Genomic DNA, 23795 nt, shown 5'->3' on the forward strand with positions numbered 1-23795 from the left:
TACGGTGGCGGCGTGCCCGACCACGACTACGTCGACCCCGGCCTCGCAGCGCTCTACGACGCTTTCAACCCGCGCGAAATCTCCGGCGACTTCGAGTTCTACCTGCCGATGATCATGGCGGCGAACTCGGTGCTGGACGTCGGCTGCGGCACCGGGTCGCTGCTGCACTGGGCTCGCGAATCCGGGCACCAGGGGCGCCTGGTCGGCCTCGACCCGGCCGAGGCCATGCTCGCGCAAGCCCGGCGCCGCGATGACGTCGAGTGGGTACTGGGCGATTTGTCGACCGCTACTTGGGACAGCGAGTTCGACTTCGCCGTGATGACCGGCCACGCGTTCCAGGTCCTGTTGACCGATGACGAGCTGCGCACGGCCTTCGCGGCGATCCGGCGCGCACTGAAGCCCGGTGGCCGCTTCGGGTTCGACACCCGCGACCCGGCGGCTCGCGGCTGGGAGCGGTGGACGTCCGCCCACGTGTCCGAAGTGGTCACGGCCGACGGGATCACGGTCCGGTCGTGGAACGAGGCGGGGCCGTTCGAGAACGGGTACGTCAGCTTCACGACGACGTACGAGAGCCCGGCCTGGGACGCGCCGCAGTACAGCGAAAGCACGTTGCGGTTCCTCGACGTCCCGTCGCTGGGCGAGTTCATCGCGGAAGCCGGGCTGGTGGTCGACGAGCAGTACGGCCACTGGGACCGCCGCCCGGCCGGTCCGGAGATCATCACCATCGTCCGGCGGCCCTGACTCACCGGAAGTCGCGGGACTTCGCCTTGATCCGCATCTGCAGTGGCTCGACGCGGTCGGCGAGGACGCTCACCACGCCGTCGGCCTTCTCCACCACGCCGCGGATCAGGAGCGCCGGGCTGCTGCGCGCCACGCGGTGGTAGCGCTGCCACAGGCCGAGCGTGCAGATCACGTTCACCATCCCCGTTTCGTCTTCGATGTTGAGGAAGGTGACCCCGGCCGCGGTCGCCGGGCGCTGGCGGTGGGTCACCGCGCCGCCGATCAGGACGCGGGCGCCGTCGTCGAGGGCCGCCAGGCCGCTCGCCGGGACGACGCCCAGCTCGTCGAGGTGGTCGCGGATGAACTCGGTCGGGTAGCTGTCCGGGGACACGCCCGTCGCCCAGACGTCGGCCGCCGCGAGGTCGAGGCCGTCCATGCCCGGCAGCACCGGTGCCCGCCCGCCGACCAGCCCGGGCAGCTTCTCCGGCCGTTCGCCGGCGACCGCGCCCGCGGTCCACAGCGCCTGGCGGCGGTCGACGCCGAAGCCCGCGAACGCGCCGGCCGTGGCCAGTGCCTCGATCTGCGGGGTGGTCAGCCGGACGCGACGGGCGACGTCGGCCAGGTCGCGGTAGTCGCCGTTTTCCTTGCGCTCGGCCACAATCCGCTTCGCGACGTCTTCGCCGATCTTCCGCACGGTGCTCAGCCCGGTCCGCACCGCGTGCAGCTTTCCCTTTTCCGGCAACGGTTCCAGCGTCGCGTGCGGCAGACTGCGGTTGATGTCCGGGCCGTGCACGGTGACGCCGTGGCGCCGCGCGTCGGCGACCAGCGACTGCGGCGAGTAGAACCCCATCGGCTGCGCGCGCAGCAGGCCGGCCAGGAACGCGTCCGGGTGGTAGTACTTGAAGTAGGCGCTGGAAAACACCAGGTGCGCGAAGCTCAGCGCGTGGCTCTCCGGGAAGCCGAAGTTCGCGAACGCCTTGAGCTTCAGGAAGATCTTCTGCGCCAGCTCGTCGTCGACCCCGTTCGCGGCGGCGCCTTCGAGGAACCGCTGCCGCAGCCGGTCCATCTTGCGGTCCGAGCGCTTCGAGCCCATCGCGTGCCGCAGCTGGTCGGCCTCCGCCGCGGTGAAGTTCGCGACGTCGAGCGCGATCTGCATCATCTGCTCCTGGAACAGCGGCACGCCCTTGGTCTTGTGCAGTGCCTTCTCCAGCAGCGGGTGGTCGTAGCTCCACTCCTCTCGCCCCTGCTTGCGGCGGATGTACGGGTGCACCGAGCCGCCCTGGATCGGGCCGGGCCGGATCAGCGCCACTTCGACGGCGAGGTCGTAGAACTCCTTGGGCCGCAGGCGCGGCAAGGTCGCCAGCTGGGCTCGGCTTTCGACCTGGAAGACACCGATCGCATCGGCGTTGCAGAGCATCTCGTAGATCTTCTCGTCGGCGAGGTCCAGCTCGGCGAGGTCGACGAGCTCGCCCTTGTAGTCGCGGACGAGGTCGATCATGTAGTGCAGCGCGGACAGCATGCCGAGGCCGAGCAGGTCGAACTTGACCAGCCCGGCGGCGGCGCAGTCCTCCTTCTCCCACTGGATGACGCTGCGGTCGGCCATCCGGGCCCACTCGACCGGCACGACCTGGCTCACCGGCTCCTGGCACATCACCATCCCGCCGGAGTGGATGCCCAGGTGGCGCGGGAAGTCCTCGAGCGCGAAGGCCAGCTGCACGACCTCGTCCGGGATGTCGTGGTCGTGGTCCTTTTCGGTGCTGCGCAGCGAACCCCAGCGATCGATCTGCTTGCTCCAGGCGTCCTGCTGGCCCGGTGAGTAGCCCAGCGCCCGCGCCGCGTCGCGGACCGCGGACCGGGCGCGGTAGGTGATCACGTTCGCGACCTGGGCGGTGCGGAGGCGGCCGTGCTTGGCGAAGACGTACTGGATGGCCTCCTCGCGGCGGTCGGACTCGATGTCGAGGTCGATGTCGGGGTAGCCGTCGCGGTCCGGGGCGAGGAAGCGCTCGAAGAGGAGTTCGTAGGCGACGGAGTCGACCTTCGTGATGCCGAGCGCGTAGCAGACGGCCGAGTTCGCCGCCGAACCGCGGCCCTGGCAGAGGATGTCGTTTTCGCGGCAGAAGCGCACGATGTCCCAGACGATCAGGAAGTACCCGGGGAAGCCGAGCTCTTCGATGATCTCGAGTTCGTGCTTGATCTGGGCTTTCGCCTTTTCTTCGTGGGGTTTGCCGCCGAAGCGTTCCTCCGCGCCTTTCCAGGTGAGCTCGCGCAGGTACGTCGTTTCGGTGTGGTCGCCGGGGACGTTGAACGGCGGCAGCTTCGGGGCGAGCAGCTTGAGCGGGAACGCGCATTCCATGCCCAGCAACGCACTGCGCCGCACCGCGCCGGGGTAGCGCCGGAACAGGACGTCCATTTCGGCGCCGCTGCGCAGGAACGCCGTGCCGGCCGCGGGCAGCCAGCCTTCGAGCTCGTCGATGCCACGCCGCGCGCGGATGGCGGCGAGCGCGTCGGCCAGCGGCGCCCGTTCGGGACGGGCGTAGTGCGCGGCGGTGGTGGCGACGGTCGGCAGGCCGAGCTCGTCCGCGAGCCGGCTGAGGACGTCGTTGTGAGTGCTGTCGAGCGGCTGCCGGTGGTCGGTGAGCTCGACGTAGACGTGGTCGCGCCCGAACCGGTCGACGAGGATCCGCAGCTGCTCGGCGGCGGCAGCCGGGCCGTGCGTGACGAGCGCCGAGCGCACCGCCCCCTTGCGGCACCCGGTCAGCACGACGCACTGCCCGGCGACCTCCTCGGCGACCGCGCCGAGGTCGTAGATGGGTTTGCCCTTCTCGGCGTCGGAGTGGATCTGCCCGGCGGTGATGGCGCGGCAGAGGGCGCGGTAGCCCTGGTCGCCGCGGGCGAGCAGGAGGAGGTGCTCGCCTTCGGGATCGGGGACGCCGTTCTGCGGGTTCCGCAGGCCGAAGCTGAGTTCGGTGCCGAAGACGGTGTTGACGCCCAGTTCGCGCGCGGCTTCGGCGAAGCGGACGACGCCGTACATCCCGTCGTGGTCGGTGAGGGCGATGGCGTCCAGCTTGAGGCGCGCGGCTTCCTCGACCAGTTCTTCGGGGTGGCTGGCGCCGTCGAGGAAGCTGAAGTTGGAGTGGCAGTGCAGTTCGGCGTAGGGCACGCGGACGGCTTCCCCGCCGTCGTCGGTGCCGCGCGCCGGGAGGTCTTGGGGACGCCGGTAGCCCTCGCGGTGGCGGCCCCAGGCGGGACTGTCCCCGTGGTCGCCGGGCGGGAGGTCGCCGGCGAGGGTGCGGGCGAGGTCCTTCCAGCGGACGGGTGGGTTGTTCCAGCCCATCAGCGGCTCCCAGGCTCATCCCGCTGCGGGTTTTCGGCCGCGCGGCGCCGGCGGTGCCAGTTGGCGGGGTGGTTCCAGCGGCTGCGGGCTTCGGCTTCGCTCATCGGGCTCGGCGGCGTTTGCGGCTCGGCGGCTTCCTCGCGACCAACGCTGGACGCGTGGTTCCAGCGGTTGCGGGCCTCTGCCTCGCCCATCGGCGAGTTGGCGTCCTCCGCCCTACGACCGGCGTTGGACGGGTGGTTCCAGCGGCTACGGGCTTCCGCCTCGCTCATCGGCGGCTCGGCGGCTTCCTCCCGACGACCGGCGTTGGACGGGTGGTTCCGGCGACTACGGGCCTCCGCCTCGCTCATCGGACGAGTCCGGGGGCCGCTGAGGCGGCAGCCGTTCTCCCGCGACGGGCGGGGCAGCGGGATCACCACCGCCAAGCCAGCGTCGTCGTCGGGCGCGGCTTCGGTGTGCGGCAGGTGCCCCTGGACCTGCCAGCGGTCCGCCGGGTGATGGTCGCGCGTTTCGTCCGGGGCCGGGATCTCCCGGAGCCAGCGGGGCTCGGCGGTTTCCGGCTCGGCTCGCAGCCAGTCGCGCAGGCGTCGTGCGTAGTCCTCGTCCATGCTCAGTCGTACACTCCCTCGACCGTCCACAGTGGATTTTCCGTGCCCGCGCAGTGCACGAGCACCGCCTCGGGTGGCTCGTCGCCCTCGCCGGCGAGCACCAGCTGGAGCCGGGCGCGGCGGGGGCCCGGGTGGCGGCGGTCCGGCGTCAGCGGCCACGGGCCCGCCCAGCCCACGACCTTCCGGCGCGTGCCGCCCGCGATCGTCAGGTCGCACGGGGGTGCCGTGAGCCGGTCGCGGGTTGTGAGGCCCACGCCTCGGCCGTCGGCGTCGAAGACCTGGGCGGGGACCGGGCGGTCCAGGACCGTCGCCGGGGACGGGGCGGGCAGCCGGCCCGGCCAGGTCGCGTCCGGCGGGTTCGTGCGCTCGCGGGGGTCGCCCCACGGCACCAGGCGGACGCGGCCCGCGGGGTCGCGGCCACCGTCGAGCAGGGGCGTGAGCACGCCCTCGGGCCCCAGGAGGCCCTGGACGCGGACGAACGCGCGGGCCGCTCGCTCGTCTTCCTCGTCGGAGCCGCCGTTCTGCCAGAGGTCGAGCTGCAGCGACCGGCCTTCGACCGTCTCCTCCGGTTCGAGGCGCAGCCGCACCACGCCGGACGTCGGGCGCTGGCCCTGTGGCGCGCGAAGCCAGCCCTCGAACTGCCAGCGGACGCGGTCGGCGACGCCCGCCGGGGTCAGCGGTTCGGCGCAGCGCCACACGCGGCCGAGGTGTTCGCCGTCTTCGGTGACCGCGTGGATGCCGAGGCGGGTGCAGGCCAGGCCGTGCCCGGCGAGGGCCGCGCAGAACCGCGTCGCGAGGCCCTTCGCGAGGAACGCGGCGACATCGACCCGCTCGACGACCGGGTCGAACTCCTCGGTCAGCGTCAGCTCCGGCGGCGGGCGACGGCGCAGTGGCGGCCGTTCGGAGCGGCCACGCGCCAGGCGGTGGGCGAGCAGGCCGGCCGTGCCGAACCGGTTGGCGACGTCGCGCTCCGGCAGTTCGGCGAACGCGCCGAGCGTCTTCAGGCCGAGGCGGCGCAGCAGGTCGACGAGCTCCGCGCGTTCGGCGCCGGGCTGGTCGAGCTCGGTGACCGGCAGCGGCGCGAGGAACTCGGCGACGCGCCCGGGCTCGACGAACTCCCCGCAGCGGGCGGCGAGCGTCGCGGCGAAGAGCCCCTCGGCGATCCCGACCTGGCATTCGACGCCGGCCGCGGCCGAGACCTCGTCGACGAGCCGCTCGACGAGCGCGTGTTCGCCGCCGAAGTAGGGAGCGGCGCCGTCGACGGGCACCGCGACGAGCCCCGGCCGCACGACTTCGACGCCGACGACGAGCGCCTCGACCGCCCGCGCGACGGGCTCGAAGAGCCGCGCGTCGCGTCCGTCGTCCGCGGCGAAGACGACGAGTTCGGGACAGTTCGACTGCGCCTCCCGCCGCCGCATCCCCCGCCGGATCCGGCTCCGGCGCGCGACGGCGTTGCAGGCGACGACCCGGTTCGCGCTGAAGACGGCCGCGGGTTCGGTGACGGGGGTACCCGCGACGGCCGCGGCGGCGACCGCGGGCCAGTCCGGGCACCAGAGGACGAGCATCCGGGCGGGGGTGTCGGCGGTGCCGCGCTGGGCTGGGACGGTCATGCGACCGCCGCCGGGAATCGCTTCAGCGCACCGAGGCGCCACTCGGGCAAGACCGTCCGAACCGGACGCAAGGCACCACTCATGCCGTCGCCTCTACGCCGACTTCCACGCTGCTGACCACCGGGGCCACCCCGCCCTCCGGGCCGGGCAACAGCAGCTCCGTAGATACCGGACGGGCGGCGGACCCTCGCCCGTGGACGCGGATCGCCGCTCGACGTTGCCGCAGGTGGCCGTAGCCCTCCTCCGGGCCCGTCCACGCCTCACGGCGGCACGACAGCTCGACGTCCGCTCCCGGCCAAGCCCCCGACGTCAGCAGCACAGCTCCGCGATGGCGGGCACGCGCCGATAGGCGCCGGGCCACCGAGGGCAGCACCGTCTCCGAATGGACCGCCACCACGTCCACGCCGTCGAGCAGCGCCGCCACCACCGCCGGGAACTCCGCGGCCGGGCGGGGAACCAGGGCCAGCCGGGACAGGTTCGCTCCGTGCTCGGCCGCTGCCGCCAGCCCCAGGGACGGCATGCCGACCACCGCCGCCCACGAACCCGACGCCGTGGCCGGGGCGAGGAGGGCGAGCAGCAGCGATGTCGAGCCGTGGACCGCCACCGTGCTCCCGCGCCGGAGCCCGGCGGCGGGCAGCAGCCCGGCCAGTGCCGGGGCGACCGGGAGCACCCTTCCCGTCGCCCGCGCACGCTCGGCCTGCGCCGCCACCCGGCTCGCCGTGCTGACCCCGGGCAGGGCCGCCAGCCGGGCCACCGGCGGCTCCACCACAGCGGTCACCGCACGCACCTCCCCACCACGGACTGGGCCGGCGGTCGGGCCTCTCCCAAAACGCGACCGACGGCACTGGTCCGCCGCGGGGAAGGCGGCGGCACTACGTCGAACACGTGTTCGACATGAACCATGAAACCGCGAACCGGAACCCCTGTCAAGTCACCCACAAGCGGCGTCCTCACCACCACAAACCAGTTGCCCGGGCCGCGGCGGAACAACTAGACAGACCCGCGTGGAGCTCACCGACGCCCGGCCCGAAGACGCACCGGAACTGCTGGTCCTGCAACGCTGCTGCTGGGTCCAGGAAGCCCTCCTGAACGACACCCTCGCCATCCCCGCGCTGCACGAATCCCTCGAAGACGTGCGCGACTGGACCAAGACCTGGTCGGCTTGGACCCTGCGGGAGGACCACCGCCTGATCGGCGCCGTCCGCGCCCGGCTCGAAGCCGACCGCTGGGAACTCGGCAGGCTGATGGTCGCCCCCGACTTCGCCGGACGGGGGCTCGGCCGCCGCCTCCTCGCGCACGCCGAGGCGCAGGCGCCCACCGAGGCCCGCCGGTTCGCCCTCTTCACCGGGGCCCGCAGCACCCGCAACATCACGATGTACCAGCGGGCGGGCTACCGGCTGACCGACGCACCCGAAGCCGGCGGCCACATCGCGGGCGCCGTCTACCTGGAGAAGGACCGCCAATAACCCGGTCCGCCCACCCCGCGCCACGGCGTCGGCTAGATTGCCCGGTGGACTTTGGGGGGTGGCGATGACCGAACGGCGGAGACGGCCGGTCTTGTGGATCGTCGGCGCGCTCGTCGCGGCGGGCGCGGTGCTCGCCGTCGTGCTGACCGCCGGTGGCGGGGTGCCCGGCGCCACGGCCGCGGCCCCGGGACCGACGACCATGGGCGCGGAGTGGCGGTCCTTCCGCGCCGACGTCACCGGGATCCGCCCCGGGCCGGACGAAACCACCCTGTTCGTGCAGGTCGCGCTGCCCGGCAAGGACCCCGGCTGCGTCCGGGAGCCGCGGATCGAGCAGCTCGTCGAGGCGAAGACCGACATCCGCGCCGACGTCGTCTATTCGACCCGGCCCGCGGCGGGCGGCTGCCAGGACAAGGTGCCCGCCGAGCTGCGGCTGACCACGTCCGCGCCGGTCGCCGACCGGACCGTGATCCTCAACGCCGACACCGGCAACGCCTGGCACAAGCTCGGCGCCGGCTGGGGCCACTGCGACCGCCAGGGCACCTGCGCGCCGCCCGCCGACCACTGCGACCCCGCGTGGATCGGCGCCGCGGTGTCCGCCGCGGGCGCCGAGAGCGCCGGGACCACCCGCGCCTGCGACCCGGCCTGGCTGGTCGTCGACCTCCTGGTCCGGCAGACCGAAGCGCCGACCCGCACCGCTTTCCGCTGGGGCGACGGCGGCTGGACGTCGTTCGCGCAGACGAAGTCCGCCGGCTGCGCGGAAATCCGGGCGGCCGACCCGAAGTTCCCGGCCGCGCTCTGCAAGGCGCTGCCCGCGCCCGCCTAGCGCGGCAGCTTCTTGACGACCTCGGCGCCGATCGCCTTCACCGTCGCGTCGGAGTCCTCCTGCGGCATCGGCGAGTTCGAGAAGAACCCCTTGTCCCAGCCGGAAACCTCGACCGTGACCAGGTTCGCGCCCGCGAGCACGTGCAGCTCGGCCCCGCTGAACGCGCTCTTGGTGACCAGGCGGACCAGCGCCGCCTTGTCGCCGATGCCGGGCACGGCGATCGGCGCACCTTCCGGCTTCGGCGACAGGAAGTTGTCCTTCGCCTGCCGCTCCGCGTCTTCGCCGGAGTACTCGACGACGCGGACGTTCAGGGTCGCGTCGCGGACGTTCTCATCGGGGCCCGGCTTGAAGCCGCAGCCGATCTGCTTCAAGCCGGGCAACGTGTCGCCGCTGTCCGGGTTGCCGCCGACGTAGCTCGGGAACCCGGCCTTTTCCAGCACCGGCGCCGGGATCGCGCACTCCGCGGCCGGCGCCACCGAACTCGGCGCCTTGCCCGTGCTCGCGTAGTAGTCGCTCGCGAAGATGCCCAGCGGGATGCCCGCGCCGAGCAGCACGACGACGCCGCCGATGACCCCCAAGACCAGCCCGGTGCGCTTCTTCTTCGGCGGCGGCATCGGCGCGCCGTACCCGGGCGGCGGATACCCCTGCTGCGGCGGGTAACCCGGCTGCTGCGGGTAACCCGGCGGTGGGTACCCGGGCTGCTGCGGATGGCCCGGGTACCCCTGCTGACCCTGTCCGTACTGCGGCGGTTGCTGCATCGAGCCCTCCCTCTCGAAGCGCGGGGTCGCTGACATCCGGGGCTTCGCCCCGGGGCCGGGGGCTCCGCCACCCGGAGCCCCCGAAAGCGGTCAATGCGCGAAGTGGCGCGTCCCCGTCAGGTACATGGTGACGCCCGCCTTCTCCGCGGCCGCGATGACCTCGGCGTCGCGGACCGAGCCACCGGGCTGCACGATCGCGCGGACACCCGCCTCGACCAGCACCTCCAGGCCGTCCGGGAACGGGAAGAACGCGTCCGACGCGCCGACCGAGCCCTTGGCCCGGTCGCCCGCCCGCGCGACCGCGAGCCGCGATGAGTCGACGCGGTTGACCTGGCCCATGCCGACGCCGACGGTCGCGCCGTCGGCGGCCAGCAGGATCGCGTTCGACTTGACCGCGCGCAGCGAGCGCCACGCGAACTCGAGGTCGCGCAGGGTCTGCTCGTCGGCCGGGGCGCCGGTGGCGAGCTGCCACGACGCCGGGTCGTCACCCGGCGCGTCGATCGCGTCGGCGGTCTGCAGCAGCACGCCGCCGGAGATCGGGCGGAACTCGATGGCCGACGCCGGGGCCGCGGGCAGCTTGAGCAGCCGGATGTTCTTCTTGCGCTGCAGGATCTCCAGCGCTTCGGCGTCGAAGTCCGGGGCCAGCACGACCTCGGTGAAGACCTTCTCGATCTGCTCGGCCGCCTCGCGGGTGACCGGCCGGTTCGTCGCGATGACGCCGCCGTAGGCCGAAACCGGGTCGCACGCGTGCGCCTTGCGGTGCGCCTCGGCGATGTCCGCGCCGACCGCGATGCCGCACGGGTTGGCGTGCTTGATGATCGCGACGGCGGGCTCGGCGAAGTCGAACGCGGCGCGGCGCGCGGCGTCGGTGTCGACGTAGTTGTTGTAGGACATGGCCTTGCCGTGCAACTGCTCGGCGTGCGCCAGGCCCGGGCGGTCGCTCTTGTACAGCGCGGCCTTCTGGTGCGGGTTCTCGCCGTAGCGCAGGACGTCGGCGCGTTCCCAGGTGGCGCCGAGGAAGTCCGGGAAGCCGGCGTCGTCCGCGGGCGCGTACGAGCTGGCGAACCACGAGGCGACGGCCGTGTCGTACGCCGCCGTGTGCGCGTACGCCTGAGCCGCGAGCCGCTTGCGGTCCTCGAAGTCGAAGCCGCCGTCGGCGACGCGCTCGAGCACCCAGCCGTAGCGGGCCGGGTCGACGACGACCGCGACGCTGCCGTGGTTCTTCGCCGCCGCGCGGACCATGGCCGGGCCGCCGATGTCGATGTTCTCGACGCAGTCTTCGGGGCTCGCGCCGGACGCGACGGTCTGCGCGAACGGGTACAGGTTCACCACGAGCAGGTCGAACGCCGCGATGTCGAGCTTGCGCAGCTGCTCGACGTGGTCGGGGTTGCCCTGGTCGGCCAGCAGGCCGGCGTGCACGCGCGGGTGCAGCGTCTTGACGCGCCCGTCCAGCGACTCCGGGAAGCCGGTGACCTCTTCGACCGGCGTGACCGGGACCCCCGCGTCGGCGATGACCTTCGCCGTGCCGCCGGTGGAGACGATCTCGACGCCGGCCGCGTGCAGGCCGGTCGCGAGGTCCAGCAGGCCCGCCTTGTCCGAGACGCCGATCAGCGCCCGGCGGACCGGACGCCGTCCCAGGTCAGTGCTCACGAAATGTCACCTTTCGTCCGTCCACGGTGCAGCCACCGCGGCCGAGTCGCTCGATCGTTTCCACCAGCAGCCTGCGTTCGACGGCCTTGATCCGTTCGTGCAGGACGTCTTCGGTGTCGTCGTGCTCCACGACGACGGCTTCCTGGGCGATGATCGGCCCGGTGTCGACCCCGGCGTCCGCGAAGTGCACGGTCGAACCGGTGACCTTGACCCCGGCCTCCAGCGCGTCGCGGACCGCGTGCATCCCGGGGAACGACGGGAGCAGCGCCGGGTGCGTGTTGACCACGGTGAACCGGCCGAGGAACTGCTCGCCGAGGATCTTCATGAACCCGGCGGAGACGACGAGGTCGGGCTGGTACGCCGCGACGGCCTCGGTCAGCGCCTTGTCCCAGGCGGCCCGGTCGGGGTGGTCGGCGACGCGGACGGCGAACGACGGGACGCTGAGCCGCTCGGCGCGGGTGAGGGCTTCGATGCCGGTGCGGTCGGCGCCGACGGCGACGACCTTGGCCGGGAAGCCGGACCGGCCGGTGGCGTCCAGCACCGCCTGCAGGAGGGTGCCGGAGCCCGACGCGAGCACGACGAGCTTCACCGGAGTGGGCAGCTCCAACCGTTGAGACAGAGCGGGCTCCTTGCCGCGGGCGGTGCGCAGCCGGGCGCACGGCGCTTCACCAGGTCGCGTCAACCCTAACGGTCGGTCTCGTCCGGCTCGACGTCGCCGCAGGTCTCGGTGCCTCCGGTCACAGCTTCGTCCTCGGCGGGCTCGTCCTCGAGGCCCAGTTCGGCATCGGCCTCGGCTTCGAACTCCGCGTCCTCGCCGGGTTCTTCCTCGGCTTCATCCTCTTCGGACGCTTCGAGTTCCTCGACCGCTTCGGCCGCTTCTTCGACGTCGACCTCGTCGGCGTCTTCGAAGGCTTCGTTGTCTTCGAGCGCCTCCGGCGGCGGCGCGGGCGGCTCGTGCTCGCCCGTGAAGAACGCGACGAACGACCCCGGGATCACGATCCAGCAGAACGCGACGACGGACGCGACCCCCACCGGCACGCTCACCGGGTCGAACGGGCCGTCGCCGAGCCGCCCGCCGGACAGCGTGCCGAGCAGGACGCAGCCGAGCGCGACGAGCGCGCCCGCCACCGCGACCGCGCGGATGCGCTGGGCCGGGTCGGCGTCGACCTTGCGCAGCGACCAGCCGACCAGCGCGCCGGTCGCCGCGGGCAGCACCAGCAGGGCCGGCCACCAGGCCGCGTGGTGCTCGGGCAGGCCGCCGAGCAGCGGGACGCCGGGCACGGCGCCACCGCGGTAGCCGAACATCCCGACGTTCAGCTCGCCGATCGAGAACCCGGGCCCGGTGACGAACGACAGCGCGGCGGCGACGGCGTTCGGCAGGTACAGCACCGATAGCAGGAAGAGCCCGAAGCTGGTGCCGAAGGCGGGCTCGTAGATGTCGGACACGGTCGCCCAGGACACCGCGGTCGCGACGGTGAACACGGCGGCACCGCAGGCCACGAGCACCGCGAACCCCAGCGCGCCGGCCCGGAGCCCGCGCAGGGCGAGGGGGTCGAGGCGGTCCGCGACGAAGTCCGGCAGCCCGCACGACCGGGTGAGGCCGGTGCTCGCGGCCGCCGCGGCGAGCAGCCCGGGGACGGCGAAGGCGACGATCGGGTTCGCCGACACCGGCGAGCCTTGCATGCCGAGCGCGATGACCAGCCCGAACACGGCGTGCGCGCCGGTGATGGTGAGCAGCACGGGGAGCGCTTCGCGGACCGAGCGGCAGCGGAGGCGCTGGGCGGCGCCGGCCGCGGTCCGCGCGGCGAGCATCGCCGCGCCGAGCGTCGGCAGCAGCGGCAGCACGCCGAGCGGGTGGCCGCCGAGGCCGAGCCGGACCTGGTGCGCGGCGAGCCAGCCGGGAGCGGCGGCCAGCAGCACGCCGGTGCCGGAGAAGACGGTGCGGTCGGCGGTGAGCGCGACCAGGGTCAGCACGGTCGCGACGGCGGCGTAGCCGGTGACCAGCGGGCCGAGGGCGGCGGCGAGCAACACCCGCACCCGCGCCGCCCGGGAGAGTCCGACGTCGGGATCGAGGTCGCTCACCGGCTCCTCGCGGGCGTCGGTGAGCAGGTCCATGATCCGCACCCTGACATCCGCGCTGGTCCGTCCGGGTGAGCCACGCCGCCGCCGTCCGACGTGGGGAAGCTAACCCACCCGGTCGAGTAACACCCGAAGTGCAAAACACCCGCTGTGACACTCTGCGTCACAGCGGGTGTTCCGGGACTACGTCAGTTGGACTTGCCGAAGCCACCGGGCGGGGTGCCCGGGTTGTCCGACGGCGGCTGCTGGAAGAACGACCCCTGCTGCGGGGCGTACGTCGTGGCCTGCTGCCCCGGCGGCGGCGTGGTCGACGGCGGGTTCGGCGAGCCGTACTGGCCCGGCTGCGAGAACGGCGCCGACGGCTCCCCGGTCTGGGCGACCGGGCCCGGGCCGTGCCCCGGCTGGCCGAACTGCTGGCCCGGCTGGCCGTATTGCTGCTGCTGGCCGGGCTGGCCGTACTGCTGCTGCTGCTGGCCGCCGTAGGACGGCGCGGCGGGCTTCGGCGACGGCGGCTTGATCACGTCGTGCTCGATGAGCAGCGCGCCGACCGCGACGGCCATCTGCAGGATCGCCAGGATCAGGATGACGGTGACGATGCCCGGCGTCGTGGGCAGCGCGACCAGCGAGTCCAGGGCGTCGAGCGCGCCGAGCACGCTGAACAGCGCCACGAACGGCAGCGTCTTCGGGCCCTTCGGCAGCGCGTGCAGCCCGGCGAGCAGGCCCGCGGCCAGCAGGAACGTGGTGGCCAGGCCGACGTCGGCGTTGTCGGAGAAGCCCAGGAAGTACTGGACGAGGCCGAAGACCGCGACGACCAGGGCCAGCAGCAGCGGAAGGTTCTGCGGCAGGCCCCCCGGGCCCGAGCTCGAAGGCGCCTGCGGCGCGTGCTGCTGCTGGGGGAAGCCACCGGTGGGCGGCGGTCCGGGGGGCTGCTGGCCGCCACCCTGCTGGGGGTAGCCAGGCCCGCCGCTGGGGAAGGTCATCGGATGCACTCCTGTCGGTTCGACCGGCACTCCGGGGCACGCGGGCACCCGGGGGAAGACGAGGCGGCTTGTGTGCGCAGAACGCTAGCGCACTCTCAAGCCCTCAGCCCACCAGACGCGTGAATACCTCAGGAGGTTTCGTCCCCAAACGGAGCAGGGCCGGGCACCTTGTGGGTGCCCGGCCCTACCTGCGGTTACGCGCTGTCGTCAGCCGAGGCTGTTGTACAGCTCACGCGCGAGGACGGCGGTCTCGCTCGGGGTCTTGCCGACCTTGACGCCGGCGGCCTCGAGGGCCTCCTTCTTCGCGGCGGCCGTGCCGGAGGAGCCCGACACGATGGCGCCGGCGTGGCCCATGGTCTTGCCCTCGGGCGCGGTGAAGCCCGCGACGTAGCCGACGACCGGCTTCGTCACGTTCTCCTTGATGTAGGCCGCGGCGCGCTCTTCGGCGTCGCCACCGATCTCGCCGATCATCACGATGACCTTGGTCTCGGGGTCCGCCTCGAACGCCTCGAGGGCGTCGATGTGCGTGGTGCCGATGATGGGGTCACCGCCGATGCCGACCGCGGTGGAGAAGCCGATGTCCCGCAGCTCGTACATCATCTGGTAGGTCAGCGTGCCGGACTTCGACACGAGGCCGATCTGGCCCGGGCCGGAGATGTCGGCCGGGATGATGCCGGCGTTCGACTTGCCGGGGCTGATCACGCCGGGGCAGTTCGGGCCGATGATCCGGGTCGTGTTGCCCTTCGCGACCGCGTGCGCCCAGAAGTAGGCGGAGTCGTGCACCGGGATGCCCTCGGTGATGACCACGGCGAGCGGGATCTCGGCGTCGATCGCCTCGAGGACCGCGTCCTTGGCGAACTTCGGCGGCACGAAGATGACCGACACGTCGGCGCCGGTCTCCTTGATCGCCTCTTCGACGGTGCCGAAGACCTTGAAGTCCTTGCCCTCGATGGTGACGGTCTGGCCGGCCTTGCGGGCGTTGACGCCACCCACGATGTTCGTGCCGGACTTCAGCATCTTGGTCGCGTGCTTCATGCCCTCGGAGCCGGTGAGCCCCTGGACGATGACCTTGCTGTTCTCGTTGATGAAGATCGACATCTCACGCACCTGCCGCGGCGAGCTCGGCAGCCTTGTCGGCCGCGTTGTCCATTGTGTCCACCACGGTGACCAGCGGGTGGTTCGCGTCGGCCAGGATCTGGCGACCCTCGACGACGTTGTTGCCGTCCAGGCGGACGACCAGCGGCTTGCTGGCCTCATCGCCCAGGATCTTCAGCGCCTCGACGATGCCGTTCGCCACCGCGTCGCAGGCGGTGATGCCACCGAAGACGTTGACGAAGACGCTCTTCACGTCGGTGTCGTTGAGGATGACGTCCAGCCCGGCCGCCATGACCTCGGCCGACGCGCCGCCGCCGATGTCGAGGAAGTTCGCCGGCTTCACGCCGCCGTGCTTCTCGCCCGCGTACGCCACGACGTCCAAAGTGGACATGACGAGGCCCGCGCCGTTGCCGATGATGCCGACCTGGCCGTCGAGCTTGACGTAGTTGAGGTTCTTGGCCTTGGCCTTCGCCTCGAGCGGGTTCTCGGCTTCCTTGTCCACCAGGGCCTCGTGGCCCGGCTGGCGGAAGTCCGCGTTCTCGTCGAGGGTGACCTTGCCGTCGAGGGCGATGATCTTGTCCTGCGGGTCGCGGACCAGCGGGTTGACCTCGACCAGGGTGGCGTCCTCGGAGACGAAGGTCTCCCAGAGCTTGACGACGACGTCGGCGGCCTCGTCGATGATCTCGGCCGGGAAGTTGCCGGCCTTCAGGATCTCGAGCGCCTTCGCCTTGTCGACCCCGGCGATCGCGTCGACCGGGATCTTCGCGAGCGCGTCGGGGCGCTCGACCGCGAGCTGCTCGATCTCCATGCCGCCCTCGGAGGACGCCATCGCCAGGAACGTGCGGTTCGCGCGGTCCAGCAGGAAGGAGAAGTAGTACTCGGACGCGATGTCCGAAGCTTCGGCCACGAGCACGCGACGCGTGATGTGGCCCTTGATGTCGAGGCCGAGGATGGCTTCCGCCTTCTCCTTCGCCTCGTCGGGCGTCTGGGCCAGCTTGACGCCGCCCGCCTTTCCGCGGCCGCCGACCTTCACCTGCGCCTTGACGACGACCTGGTTGCCGATCTGCTCCGCGGCGGTCTTGGCTTCTTCGGGGGTGCTAGCCACCGAGCCCGGCAGAACCGGTACTCCGTGGGCGGCGAAGAGATCCCTCGCCTGGTACTCGTAGAGGTCCACTACTCCAGTCTCCTGACGACACGCCACTGTGGTGGTCCGCGTAACCGGACCGCGCTGTCGGACCAGTCGAGGTTAGCGACCTGCGTGAACGGCGGGGACTCCGCACCTGGTGAAGTCGGTCACCGTCCGCGGTCAGACGGTGTTCTCGCGGTGTGAGACCGCCCACCGGGCCGCCTCTTCCGCGGTGGTGAAGACGGGAAAATCCGACAGCGCGGCCGCGAGCGCTTCGGTCGGCGCGGCGCCGAGAACGCCCACCGCGTCCGGGTCTTCCTGCTCGGCGGTGCGCAGGATCTGTTCTTCGGTGTCCAGGGGTCCGGCGTGGACGACCTCGACGCCTTCGTCGCGCAGGAAGCGGCCCAGCGCGACGGCGGCCGGATCGGGCCGGGCGAACTCGACGAGCAGCACCCGGCGGCGCTCACGCGTCACGGCGCTCGCCCCGACGTCCGCCCGCGGCGGCCAGCCCGGCCGCGATCAGCAGTGCGGCCGCGGCGGCGAGGGCGAGCCAGAACCCGGTCGCCGGGCTCGCGCCGCCGAGCGTCCCGCCGACGAGCGGCAGCTCCGCGGCGTGCAGGCCGGCGAGCACGGCGGCACCGGCGAGCAGCGCCGCCGCGGGCCTCGGCCGGGACCGCAGCGCGAGCGCGCCCGCGCCGACGACGGCCACGGCGGCGGTCAGCAGCCCCCACGACGGGGTGTCGAAGTCCGACCACAGCCCGGGTGCGACGTAGCCGGGCACGGTGAAGACGGGCAGCCCGAAGCCGGCGACGGCCAGCACGGCCCCGGCGACGACCGGTGTCAGCACGTTCTTGTCCGGCTCGGCGGCGTTCCCGGCGTCCTCGCGTTCGACGACCCCGGTCCCGGCGGCGGCGAGCGCGGTCACGGCCGCGAGCACGAGCGCGGCGAACGTCCAGGCGGCACCGGCCCCGAGGTCGTAGGCGAAGGCGGGGGCGGCGGCGCCCCCGAACCCGCCGAGGTTGCCGGCCTGGGTGGCGGTCAGCGCGGTGTTCAGGACGGCGGTGCCGGCGAGGACGATGCCGGCCCAGAGCAGCCCGAGCAGCGGCCGCGCGCCCGGAGCGGTCTTGGGGACGAGCACGCCGAGCGCGGCAACCGCCAGCACGACGGCGGCGACGAGCAGGTACCACCGAGCCGGGCTCTCGGCGGCGGCGCTGACCGGCGCGGTGGCCCCGGGGTTCAGCGCGGTGACCGCGACCTGCGGCGCGAAGCTCCCGATCACCGCGGCGACCGCCGTGGCGAGGCCGAGCAGGCCGGTGACGAGCCGCCACCAGAAGAGACCGGGGATCTTCAGGTCGGCTTCGTCGTGCGCGGGTCGTTCGGCGAGCCGGGTGAAGGCGAGCGCGGCGATGACGGCCGTCGCGAGGAGCGCGAGGGCGGGTCCCCAGGTGACTTCCAGGTCGCTCCGGTAGAGCCCGGCCAGCACGGGCGGCAGCGCGACGCCAAATGCGCCGGCGGCCAGCCCGAGCAGCGTCCCGCGCGCGGTCCGTTCGGCGGGCGCGGCGAGCGCGAGCGCACCGGCCAGCGGCAGCGCGGCGGCGAGCAGGAGGTACCCGCCGAGGGCGGGCCAGGGTCCTTCGAAGGACGCGCGCGCGAGGAGGAAGCCGTTGGTGGAGAAGACGGGCATGGTCAGCAGGCCGACGGAAGCGGCGACGGCGAGCAACGGCACGAGCAGCCGCCACCGCCGCCGTTCGGGCTCGTCCCCGGTCCGGCTCGCCCGCCAGGCCGCGACCCCGGCGGCCCCGGTGAGCAGGTGCCCGGCGACCAGCAGCCAGAACCCGGCCCCGACGGCCGACCCGCCGACGAACCGGTCGGCGAGGTAGAGCTCGGGACGGACGGCGAGCGGGCCGTTGACGGCGAACTGGAGGTCGAGCACCAGCCGCCCGGGAGCGAGCGCGGCGAGCCCGAGGACGATCCCGCCGGCCAGCGCGGGCCGCTTCCGTCCGGCCACGATCGCGGCGACGACGGGAGCCAGCGCGAGGACGGCCAGCCAGGGCCAGCTGGCGAACCCGGGTCCGGCGTCCGGGGAGACGTGCGCGATAGCGCCGGCGGTGAGGGCGAGGGCACCGGCGGCCGCGAGGCCGAGGGCAAGGGTCTGGGGGCGGTCGTCTTCGGCCCAGGTCTGCGGGGGTGTCCGCGCGCCGGTGGGACGAGACGGGGAGCCGGGGGCGCTTCGGCCTGGGGGTTCTGAGCGTGGGGGCATTGCGGGCGACGCTAGCAAGGTTGGGCGGGGTGGGAGGTGTCATCGGGGTGCGAGTCGGCGAACGGGCCGGGAGGGATTCGGTGAGCGGGCAGGCTCGATCGGCGCCGGGGAGGCAGAGGGCGGGAGAGCTTGGGCGCGGCGGCGGGCTCGGGTCAGTCGCCGACAAGGTGAGGTGGGACCGGTCGGCGGGACCGCGGGCAGGAATCGCGAGGCCAGGCGGCGCGGAGCCACCCGGAAGCGAGCGGCGTGGGCGCGGAGACCAGCCGATGGCGCCGCGGGCAGGAACCGGTGGGCAAGCGGTGCAGGGCCGCTAGGTGGCGAGCGGGGCCGGCGCGAGATACCGCGCGGATGCCTCTCGCGTTACCGATGGGCGTGACCTCGCGGCCCCGTAGTGACCGGAAACAGGCGCGCAAGGGGACAAATCCGACAGATAATCGCGATCTTGCCCGGTCAGTCGGCGAGCGGTTCTCCTGCGTCGATGAACGGTCGAGTTCGGAGCGCCGCGGGAGGGGACTCAACCAGCCCGGAAAGCGTCCACAACCGACTCGAGGGAGTCGAAGATGCTTGAACATCCCCAGGCAAACCCTTATTCCGCCCCTCCGGGGCCGCCCCGGGCGCTGGTTGCCTTAAACCGTCCGCAAGAGCTGTAAGGCAAGTCACAACCAAAGCAGTAAACCCCTTCTAACTTTGGGTAATTTCCACAGGTGAGCGTCTCCTCGTCGCCACCCGAACGGCCGACCGGCGGGGCAGATCTTGCCGACAGCGGTACCCCTTCGTTACTGTCCCGGGGTCCCCATTACAGTCAGGTCACGAAGTAGGACACCGAGCAAACCACCCCCGAGGTTGGCTCACCGGGTTCCCCCGCCCGCAGTCCTCGACCCGGCTCCCCGACGATGGAAGGCCCTGTCTTGGCTTCACACCGCTCCCCCGGCGGCCAAGCTCCTTCCCCGGCATTGAAGGACGCACTGGAAGGTGCGGTCGTTCGTGTCCGGGGTGCGCACCGCATCGCCCCGCCCTCCTCGGCCCTTCGTGGCCGTGTCGTGGTCGCCGCCGTTGCAGCCGGAGCGTTCGCTGCCGCAGCGGCAGGACAGACCCTCAAGACCGTCACCGACTCCGACGCGGCCGTGACGCCCCTGGCCAACAGCCAGGACGCCAGCGCTTCCCTGACCGCGGGAGGTGCGGGCAGCGGGGGCGCCCCGGAGCTCCTGCCGACCGGCCACGCCGTCGACGCTTCCGCCGAGGCCGCGAAGATCGCGGACTCCGCCTCCATCACGCAGGCCCGTGAGCAGCGCGAAGCCGACGCCGCCAAGAAGGCCGCCGAAGAAGCCGCTCGCCCCAAGACCTGTCTCCCGGCCCACGGGACGTTCACCTCGGGCTTCGGTGCCCGGTGGGGCACGAGCCACCTCGGCATCGACATTGCCAACGCCATCGGCACCCCGATCTACGCCGCCTCCGACGGCACCGTGATCGAAGCCGGCCCGGCCAGCGGTTTCGGCCTCTGGGTCCGCGTCCAGCTCGACGACGGCACGATCCAGGTCTACGGCCACATGAACAGCTTCTCCGTCAAGGAGGGGCAGAAGGTCAAGTGCGGCCAGCAGATCGCCGAGATCGGCAACCGCGGCCAGAGCACCGGCCCGCACCTGCACTTCGAGGTGTGGCAGAACGGCACGAAGAAGATCGACCCCCGGCCCTGGCTGGCCGCGCGCGGCATCGTCATCTGAGTCACCTGAACCGCCTGATCCACCCGCTCCACCCCCGCCCGGCGGCACGACCGCCGGGCGCACGGAAAACCCTGTCGCAGAGCCAGGTTCCGTCGGCGACGGACTGAGCCGCGCAGTGGTCCGGACCTCATCGGACGCGGAAACAGCCGCAGCGGCACCGGAATCCACCGGGATGCCCGGAACCCCGCCGAGGCCGAGAAAAACCCTCCAGAGGCGCCTCAGCGCCCGCAACGCACTAGCGGTGCCCGCCCGGCAGACGCCGGATGAAGTACGCCACCGCGACCTGCCACACCGTGCACAGCTCCGCTGGCCGCCGCACGGGCAGCCAGCCCCAGGGCGCGACTCCCCTTGCGCCCCCCGCGGAGCGGACACGCGCGGCACTCCGGGCCCTGGTCGTCCAGCGGCGTCCCCGGCCGCAGGTGACGCAGTGCCCGTGCGCGCCCAGCTCGTGCTGCCTGAGCAGCGCTCGCCAGGCGGCGGCCAGCCGGCACGCCTCCGCTCCCGCACGCGGGGCGGTTCCTGAGGCCCCCGAAGGCTCCCGACCCCGATCGGAAACCGTCGACCGCAGGACTCCCCGCAGGTGGTTTTGTACCCCTTCGGCCAGCAGGTGAAACAGCACCGCGTCCACACCACACTACCCCCTCCGTCGAACCTTTGTTCGATCACGGGGTCAGTTGTACCGGGTGGGTACGACGATTCCGGCGGCGATCGCGGGGATCGCCGCCGGATTCACTCGTCCGGGTTGCGCTGGGGCTAGAGCTTCACCATCGGGACGCTGCCGATCAGCATCAGGCGGACCTTGCCCGCCGCGCCGAAGTCGATCGTCGCCGTCGCGCGGGGACCGACGCCGTCACAGGAGATCACCGTGCCCAGGCCGTACTTGTCGTGGCTGACCCGGTCGCCGACGTCCAGTTTCAGCGCCACCGTGTCCTTCCAGCCCTTGCCGAACGACGGCGTGCCCGACGAAGACGACGGCGAAGAAGTCCGCCTGCCACCCCACGTGGTCGCCGCGCGCGGGGTGCCCCGCGAGCCGCCGCCGAAGCCGAAGCCCGGGCTGGAGGGCTCCAGGCGCCGCCAGTCGACGAGGTCCGGCGGCAACTCGTCGAGGAACCGCGAAGCCGGGTTCATCGACGGCTGGCCCCACGCCGAGCGCGTGATCGCGCGCGAGACGTACAACCGCTTCCTCGCCCGCGTGATCGCGACGTACGCCAGCCGCCGTTCCTCGGCCAGCTCCGTCGGGTCGCCCAGCGCCCGCATGTGCGGGAAAACGCCGTCCTCCCAACCGGTGCAGAAGACCACCGGGTACTCCAGGCCCTTCGCGGTGTGCACGGTCATCAGCGTGACCACGCCCGCGCCGCCGTCGCCTTCCTCGCCACCGTCCGGCGAAGGCACCGAATCGGCGTCCGCCACCAGGGAAACGCGCTCCAGGAACGCGGGCAGCGAACCCGGTGCCGGCACCCCGGCCTCCACGACCAGCTCGGCGTTCTCGTCCGCGGCGACCTCGGCGGTGATCTCGGTGAACTCGCGCGCGACCGTCACGAGCTCGTCGAGGTTCTCCACGCGCGTGTGGTCCTGCGGGTCGTCCGACTCCTCGAGTTCGACGCGGTAGCCGGTCTTCTCCAGCACGGCTTCGAGGACGTCGTGCACCTCCGCGCCCTGCTCGACCAGCAGCCCCAGTTCGTCGAGCAGCCCGACGAACCCGCCGATCGCCTTGACCGAGCGCGGGTTCAGCAGCGGCACCTTGCCGTCGACGGCGTCCCGCAGCGCCTGCGCGAACGAAATCCGCTCGCGCTCGGCGTGCGTCGCCACGACGGCTTCCGCGCGGTCGCCGATGCCGCGCTTGGGCACGTTCAGCACGCGCCGCAGGCTGACCGTGTCCTCCGGGTTCGCCAGCACGCGCAGGTACGCGATCATGTCGCGGACTTCGCGCCGCTCGTAGAACCGCACGCCGCCGACGACCTTGTACGGCAGGCCGAGCCGGATGAAGATCTCTTCGAAGACGCGGGACTGGTTGTTGGTGCGGTAGAAGACGGCGACGTCGGAGTAGTCGGCCTCGCCCTTTTCCGCCAGTGAGTCGATTTCCCCGGCCACGAACGCGGCTTCGTCGTGGTCGTTGTCCGAGACGTAGCCGACGATCTTCTCGCCGTCGCCCGAATCCGTCCACAGCCGCTTCGCCCGGCGATTCGGATTGCGCTCGATGACGGCGTTGGCCGCGGACAGGATCGTCTGCGTGGAGCGGTAGTTCTGCTCCAGCAGGATGGTGTGCGCGTTCGGGAAGTCCCGCTCGAACTCCTCGATGTTGCGGATCGTCGCGCCGCGGAAGGCGTAGATCGACTGGTCCGCGTCACCGACCACGACCAGCTCGGCCGGCTCGACGCCCGCTTCGTTCGGCGCGGTCCCGGCCAGCTCGCGGACCAGCGTGTACTGCGCGTGGTTCGTGTCCTGGTACTCGTCGACCAGCACGTGGCGGAACCGGCGCCGGTAGTACTCGGCGACGTCCGGGAACGCCTGCAGCAGCGAAACCGTGCGCATGATCAGGTCGTCGAAGTCGAAGGCGTTGGCCTGGTTGAGCCGCCGCTGGTACTCGGCGTAGACCTCGGCGACGCGGCGCTCGAGGTCGTTGCCCGCGTTCGCCGCCGCCGTCTCCGGGTCGGTGAGCTCGTTCTTCAGGTTCGAGATGTGCACCGCGAGCGTGCGCGCGGCGTACCGCTTCGGGTCGATGTCGAGGTCCCGCGCCACCAGGGTGATCAGCCGCTTGGTGTCGTCGGAGTCGTAGATGGAGAAGCTCGACGACATGTCGAGCGTTTTGGCTTCACGGCGCAGGATCCGCACGCACATCGAGTGGAACGTCGACACCCACATCGCGTTCGCGCGGCGCCCGACGAGCGCGGCGACGCGCTCGCGCATTTCGGCGGCCGCCTTGTTGGTGAACGTGATCGCCATGATTTCGCCCGGGTGCACCCGGCGTTGCCCGAGCAGGTAGGCGATCCGGCGGGTCAGCACCCGGGTCTTGCCCGATCCCGCGCCCGCCACCACCAGCAGCGGGCCACCGGCGTGGGTGACGGCTTCGCGCTGGGCGGGGTTGAGGTCGTCGAGCAGCTCGGCCTGCCCGCCGGCGGCGGGCTTGCGCGCAGGGGTCGCGGCGGGGAGATCGAAGAGGGTGTCCATCGTCCGTCCACGCTACCCCGGGCGGGTAGGAGGGCGGCAGAGCGTGCCACGCGGCGGGTCTCGCGCGCGGACGGGCGGACGCGCGTCCGCGCGCGAAGGGCTCCTCACCCGGCGGGCAGCAGCGGGGCGGTCCGGCGGCGAACGCCATGAACGACTCGTTCATGTCGTCGGGCGCCAGGGCTCCGGCAAAGTCGCGTCGGTGCAGCCCGCAGCGTTGCACCAGCGTCTTGAATGACTCATTCAGGACCTCCGAAGACCTGAATGAGTCATTCAAGACGTCGGGCGAGCGGGTCACCGGCGGCAGAGTGGCCCGGCCGCGTGACTTTGCCGGGGCCCTGTCGTCGGGCGCGATGAACTAGTCGTTCGTGGCATCGCGGGCCGCCTCGGGTACCGCGCC

The 23795-nt window shown here is 72.4% G+C and carries 18 protein-coding genes; 4 read left to right on the forward strand and 14 right to left on the reverse strand.

What is annotated here, in order from left to right:
- Window positions 1–12: 12 nt before the first annotated feature.
- A complete protein-coding gene (locus tag H4696_RS29630; protein WP_086858955.1) occupies window positions 13–741 on the forward strand; it encodes a class I SAM-dependent methyltransferase in 729 nt (242 codons plus the stop codon).
- 1 nt (window position 742) lies between these two features.
- Here the strand turns inward: H4696_RS29630 and H4696_RS29635 are convergent, their stop codons facing one another.
- From H4696_RS29635 to H4696_RS29650, 4 genes are all read right to left on the reverse strand, one after another.
- Window positions 743–4054: an error-prone DNA polymerase gene (locus H4696_RS29635; protein ID WP_086858956.1), complete on the reverse strand. Its 3312-nt coding sequence runs from the start codon at window positions 4052–4054 to the stop codon at window positions 743–745.
- Entirely contained in the window at window positions 4054–4662 is a 609-nt protein-coding gene (locus tag H4696_RS29640) for a hypothetical protein (protein ID WP_086858957.1), read from the reverse strand. The genes H4696_RS29635 and H4696_RS29640 overlap by 1 nt, the downstream gene beginning before the upstream one ends.
- Window positions 4663–4664: 2 nt before the next feature.
- The gene (locus tag H4696_RS29645; protein ID WP_476693079.1) at window positions 4665–6272 is read right to left on the reverse strand and encodes a DNA polymerase Y family protein; all 1608 of its coding nucleotides are present in this window, start codon (window positions 6270–6272) and stop codon (window positions 4665–4667) included.
- A 79-nt stretch (window positions 6273–6351) separates the two neighbouring features.
- The gene (locus tag H4696_RS29650; RefSeq protein ID WP_086858958.1) at window positions 6352–7050 is read right to left on the reverse strand and encodes a hypothetical protein; all 699 of its coding nucleotides are present in this window, start codon (window positions 7048–7050) and stop codon (window positions 6352–6354) included.
- Window positions 7051–7276: 226 nt separating this feature from the next.
- Between H4696_RS29650 and H4696_RS29655 the strand changes: the two genes are divergently transcribed.
- The gene (locus tag H4696_RS29655; protein ID WP_086858959.1) at window positions 7277–7738 is read left to right on the forward strand and encodes a GNAT family N-acetyltransferase; all 462 of its coding nucleotides are present in this window, start codon (window positions 7277–7279) and stop codon (window positions 7736–7738) included.
- Window positions 7739–7802: 64 nt separating this feature from the next.
- Window positions 7803–8561, forward strand: a complete 759-nt coding sequence (locus tag H4696_RS29660; protein WP_086858961.1) for a hypothetical protein — start codon at window positions 7803–7805, stop codon at window positions 8559–8561.
- Here H4696_RS29660 and H4696_RS29665 read toward each other — a convergent pair.
- The 9 genes from H4696_RS29665 to H4696_RS29705 form a co-directional block, all read right to left on the reverse strand.
- The gene (locus H4696_RS29665) at window positions 8558–9319 is read right to left on the reverse strand and encodes a hypothetical protein (RefSeq protein ID WP_192782610.1); all 762 of its coding nucleotides are present in this window, start codon (window positions 9317–9319) and stop codon (window positions 8558–8560) included. The genes H4696_RS29660 and H4696_RS29665 overlap by 4 nt on opposite strands.
- 90 nt (window positions 9320–9409) lie before the next feature.
- Window positions 9410–10969 carry a bifunctional phosphoribosylaminoimidazolecarboxamide formyltransferase/IMP cyclohydrolase gene (purH, locus tag H4696_RS29670; RefSeq protein WP_086865345.1) on the reverse strand — a complete coding sequence of 520 codons (1560 nt, stop codon included), beginning with the start codon at window positions 10967–10969 and terminating at the stop codon, window positions 9410–9412.
- On the reverse strand, window positions 10959–11576 hold the full coding sequence (gene purN / locus H4696_RS29675; RefSeq protein WP_086865346.1) for a phosphoribosylglycinamide formyltransferase: 618 nt from the start codon (window positions 11574–11576) through the stop codon (window positions 10959–10961). Before purN ends, purH begins: the two co-directional genes overlap by 11 nt.
- Window positions 11577–11653: 77 nt before the next feature.
- Complete coding sequence (locus tag H4696_RS29680) at window positions 11654–13093, reverse strand: cell division protein PerM (protein WP_143265482.1); 1440 nt, start codon at window positions 13091–13093, stop codon at window positions 11654–11656.
- Window positions 13094–13236: 143 nt separating this feature from the next.
- The gene (locus tag H4696_RS29685; RefSeq protein ID WP_086865347.1) at window positions 13237–14028 is read right to left on the reverse strand and encodes a DUF5336 domain-containing protein; all 792 of its coding nucleotides are present in this window, start codon (window positions 14026–14028) and stop codon (window positions 13237–13239) included.
- Window positions 14029–14235: 207 nt separating this feature from the next.
- Window positions 14236–15126 (reverse strand): succinate--CoA ligase subunit alpha, encoded by an 891-nt coding sequence (gene sucD / locus H4696_RS29690; RefSeq protein WP_086865348.1) that lies wholly within the window; start codon window positions 15124–15126, stop codon window positions 14236–14238.
- 1 nt (window position 15127) lies between these two features.
- Window positions 15128–16297 (reverse strand): ADP-forming succinate--CoA ligase subunit beta, encoded by a 1170-nt coding sequence (gene sucC / locus H4696_RS29695; RefSeq protein WP_086865349.1) that lies wholly within the window; start codon window positions 16295–16297, stop codon window positions 15128–15130.
- A 132-nt stretch (window positions 16298–16429) separates the two neighbouring features.
- Window positions 16430–16723, reverse strand: coding sequence for a hypothetical protein (locus H4696_RS29700; protein ID WP_225955841.1), 294 nt, complete (start codon window positions 16721–16723; stop codon window positions 16430–16432).
- Entirely contained in the window at window positions 16713–18509 is a 1797-nt protein-coding gene (locus H4696_RS29705; RefSeq protein WP_192782611.1) for a hypothetical protein, read from the reverse strand. Before H4696_RS29705 ends, H4696_RS29700 begins: the two co-directional genes overlap by 11 nt.
- Window positions 18510–19549: 1040 nt before the next feature.
- Between H4696_RS29705 and H4696_RS29710 the strand changes: the two genes are divergently transcribed.
- The gene (locus tag H4696_RS29710) at window positions 19550–20230 is read left to right on the forward strand and encodes a M23 family metallopeptidase (protein ID WP_086862096.1); all 681 of its coding nucleotides are present in this window, start codon (window positions 19550–19552) and stop codon (window positions 20228–20230) included.
- Between the two features lie 753 nt (window positions 20231–20983).
- Here H4696_RS29710 and pcrA read toward each other — a convergent pair.
- Entirely contained in the window at window positions 20984–23398 is a 2415-nt protein-coding gene (gene pcrA, locus H4696_RS29715) for a DNA helicase PcrA (RefSeq protein ID WP_086862095.1), read from the reverse strand.
- Window positions 23399–23795: the final 397 nt, after the last annotated feature.

The organism is Amycolatopsis lexingtonensis (assembly GCF_014873755.1).
Lineage (GTDB): Bacteria > Actinomycetota > Actinomycetes > Mycobacteriales > Pseudonocardiaceae > Amycolatopsis > Amycolatopsis lexingtonensis.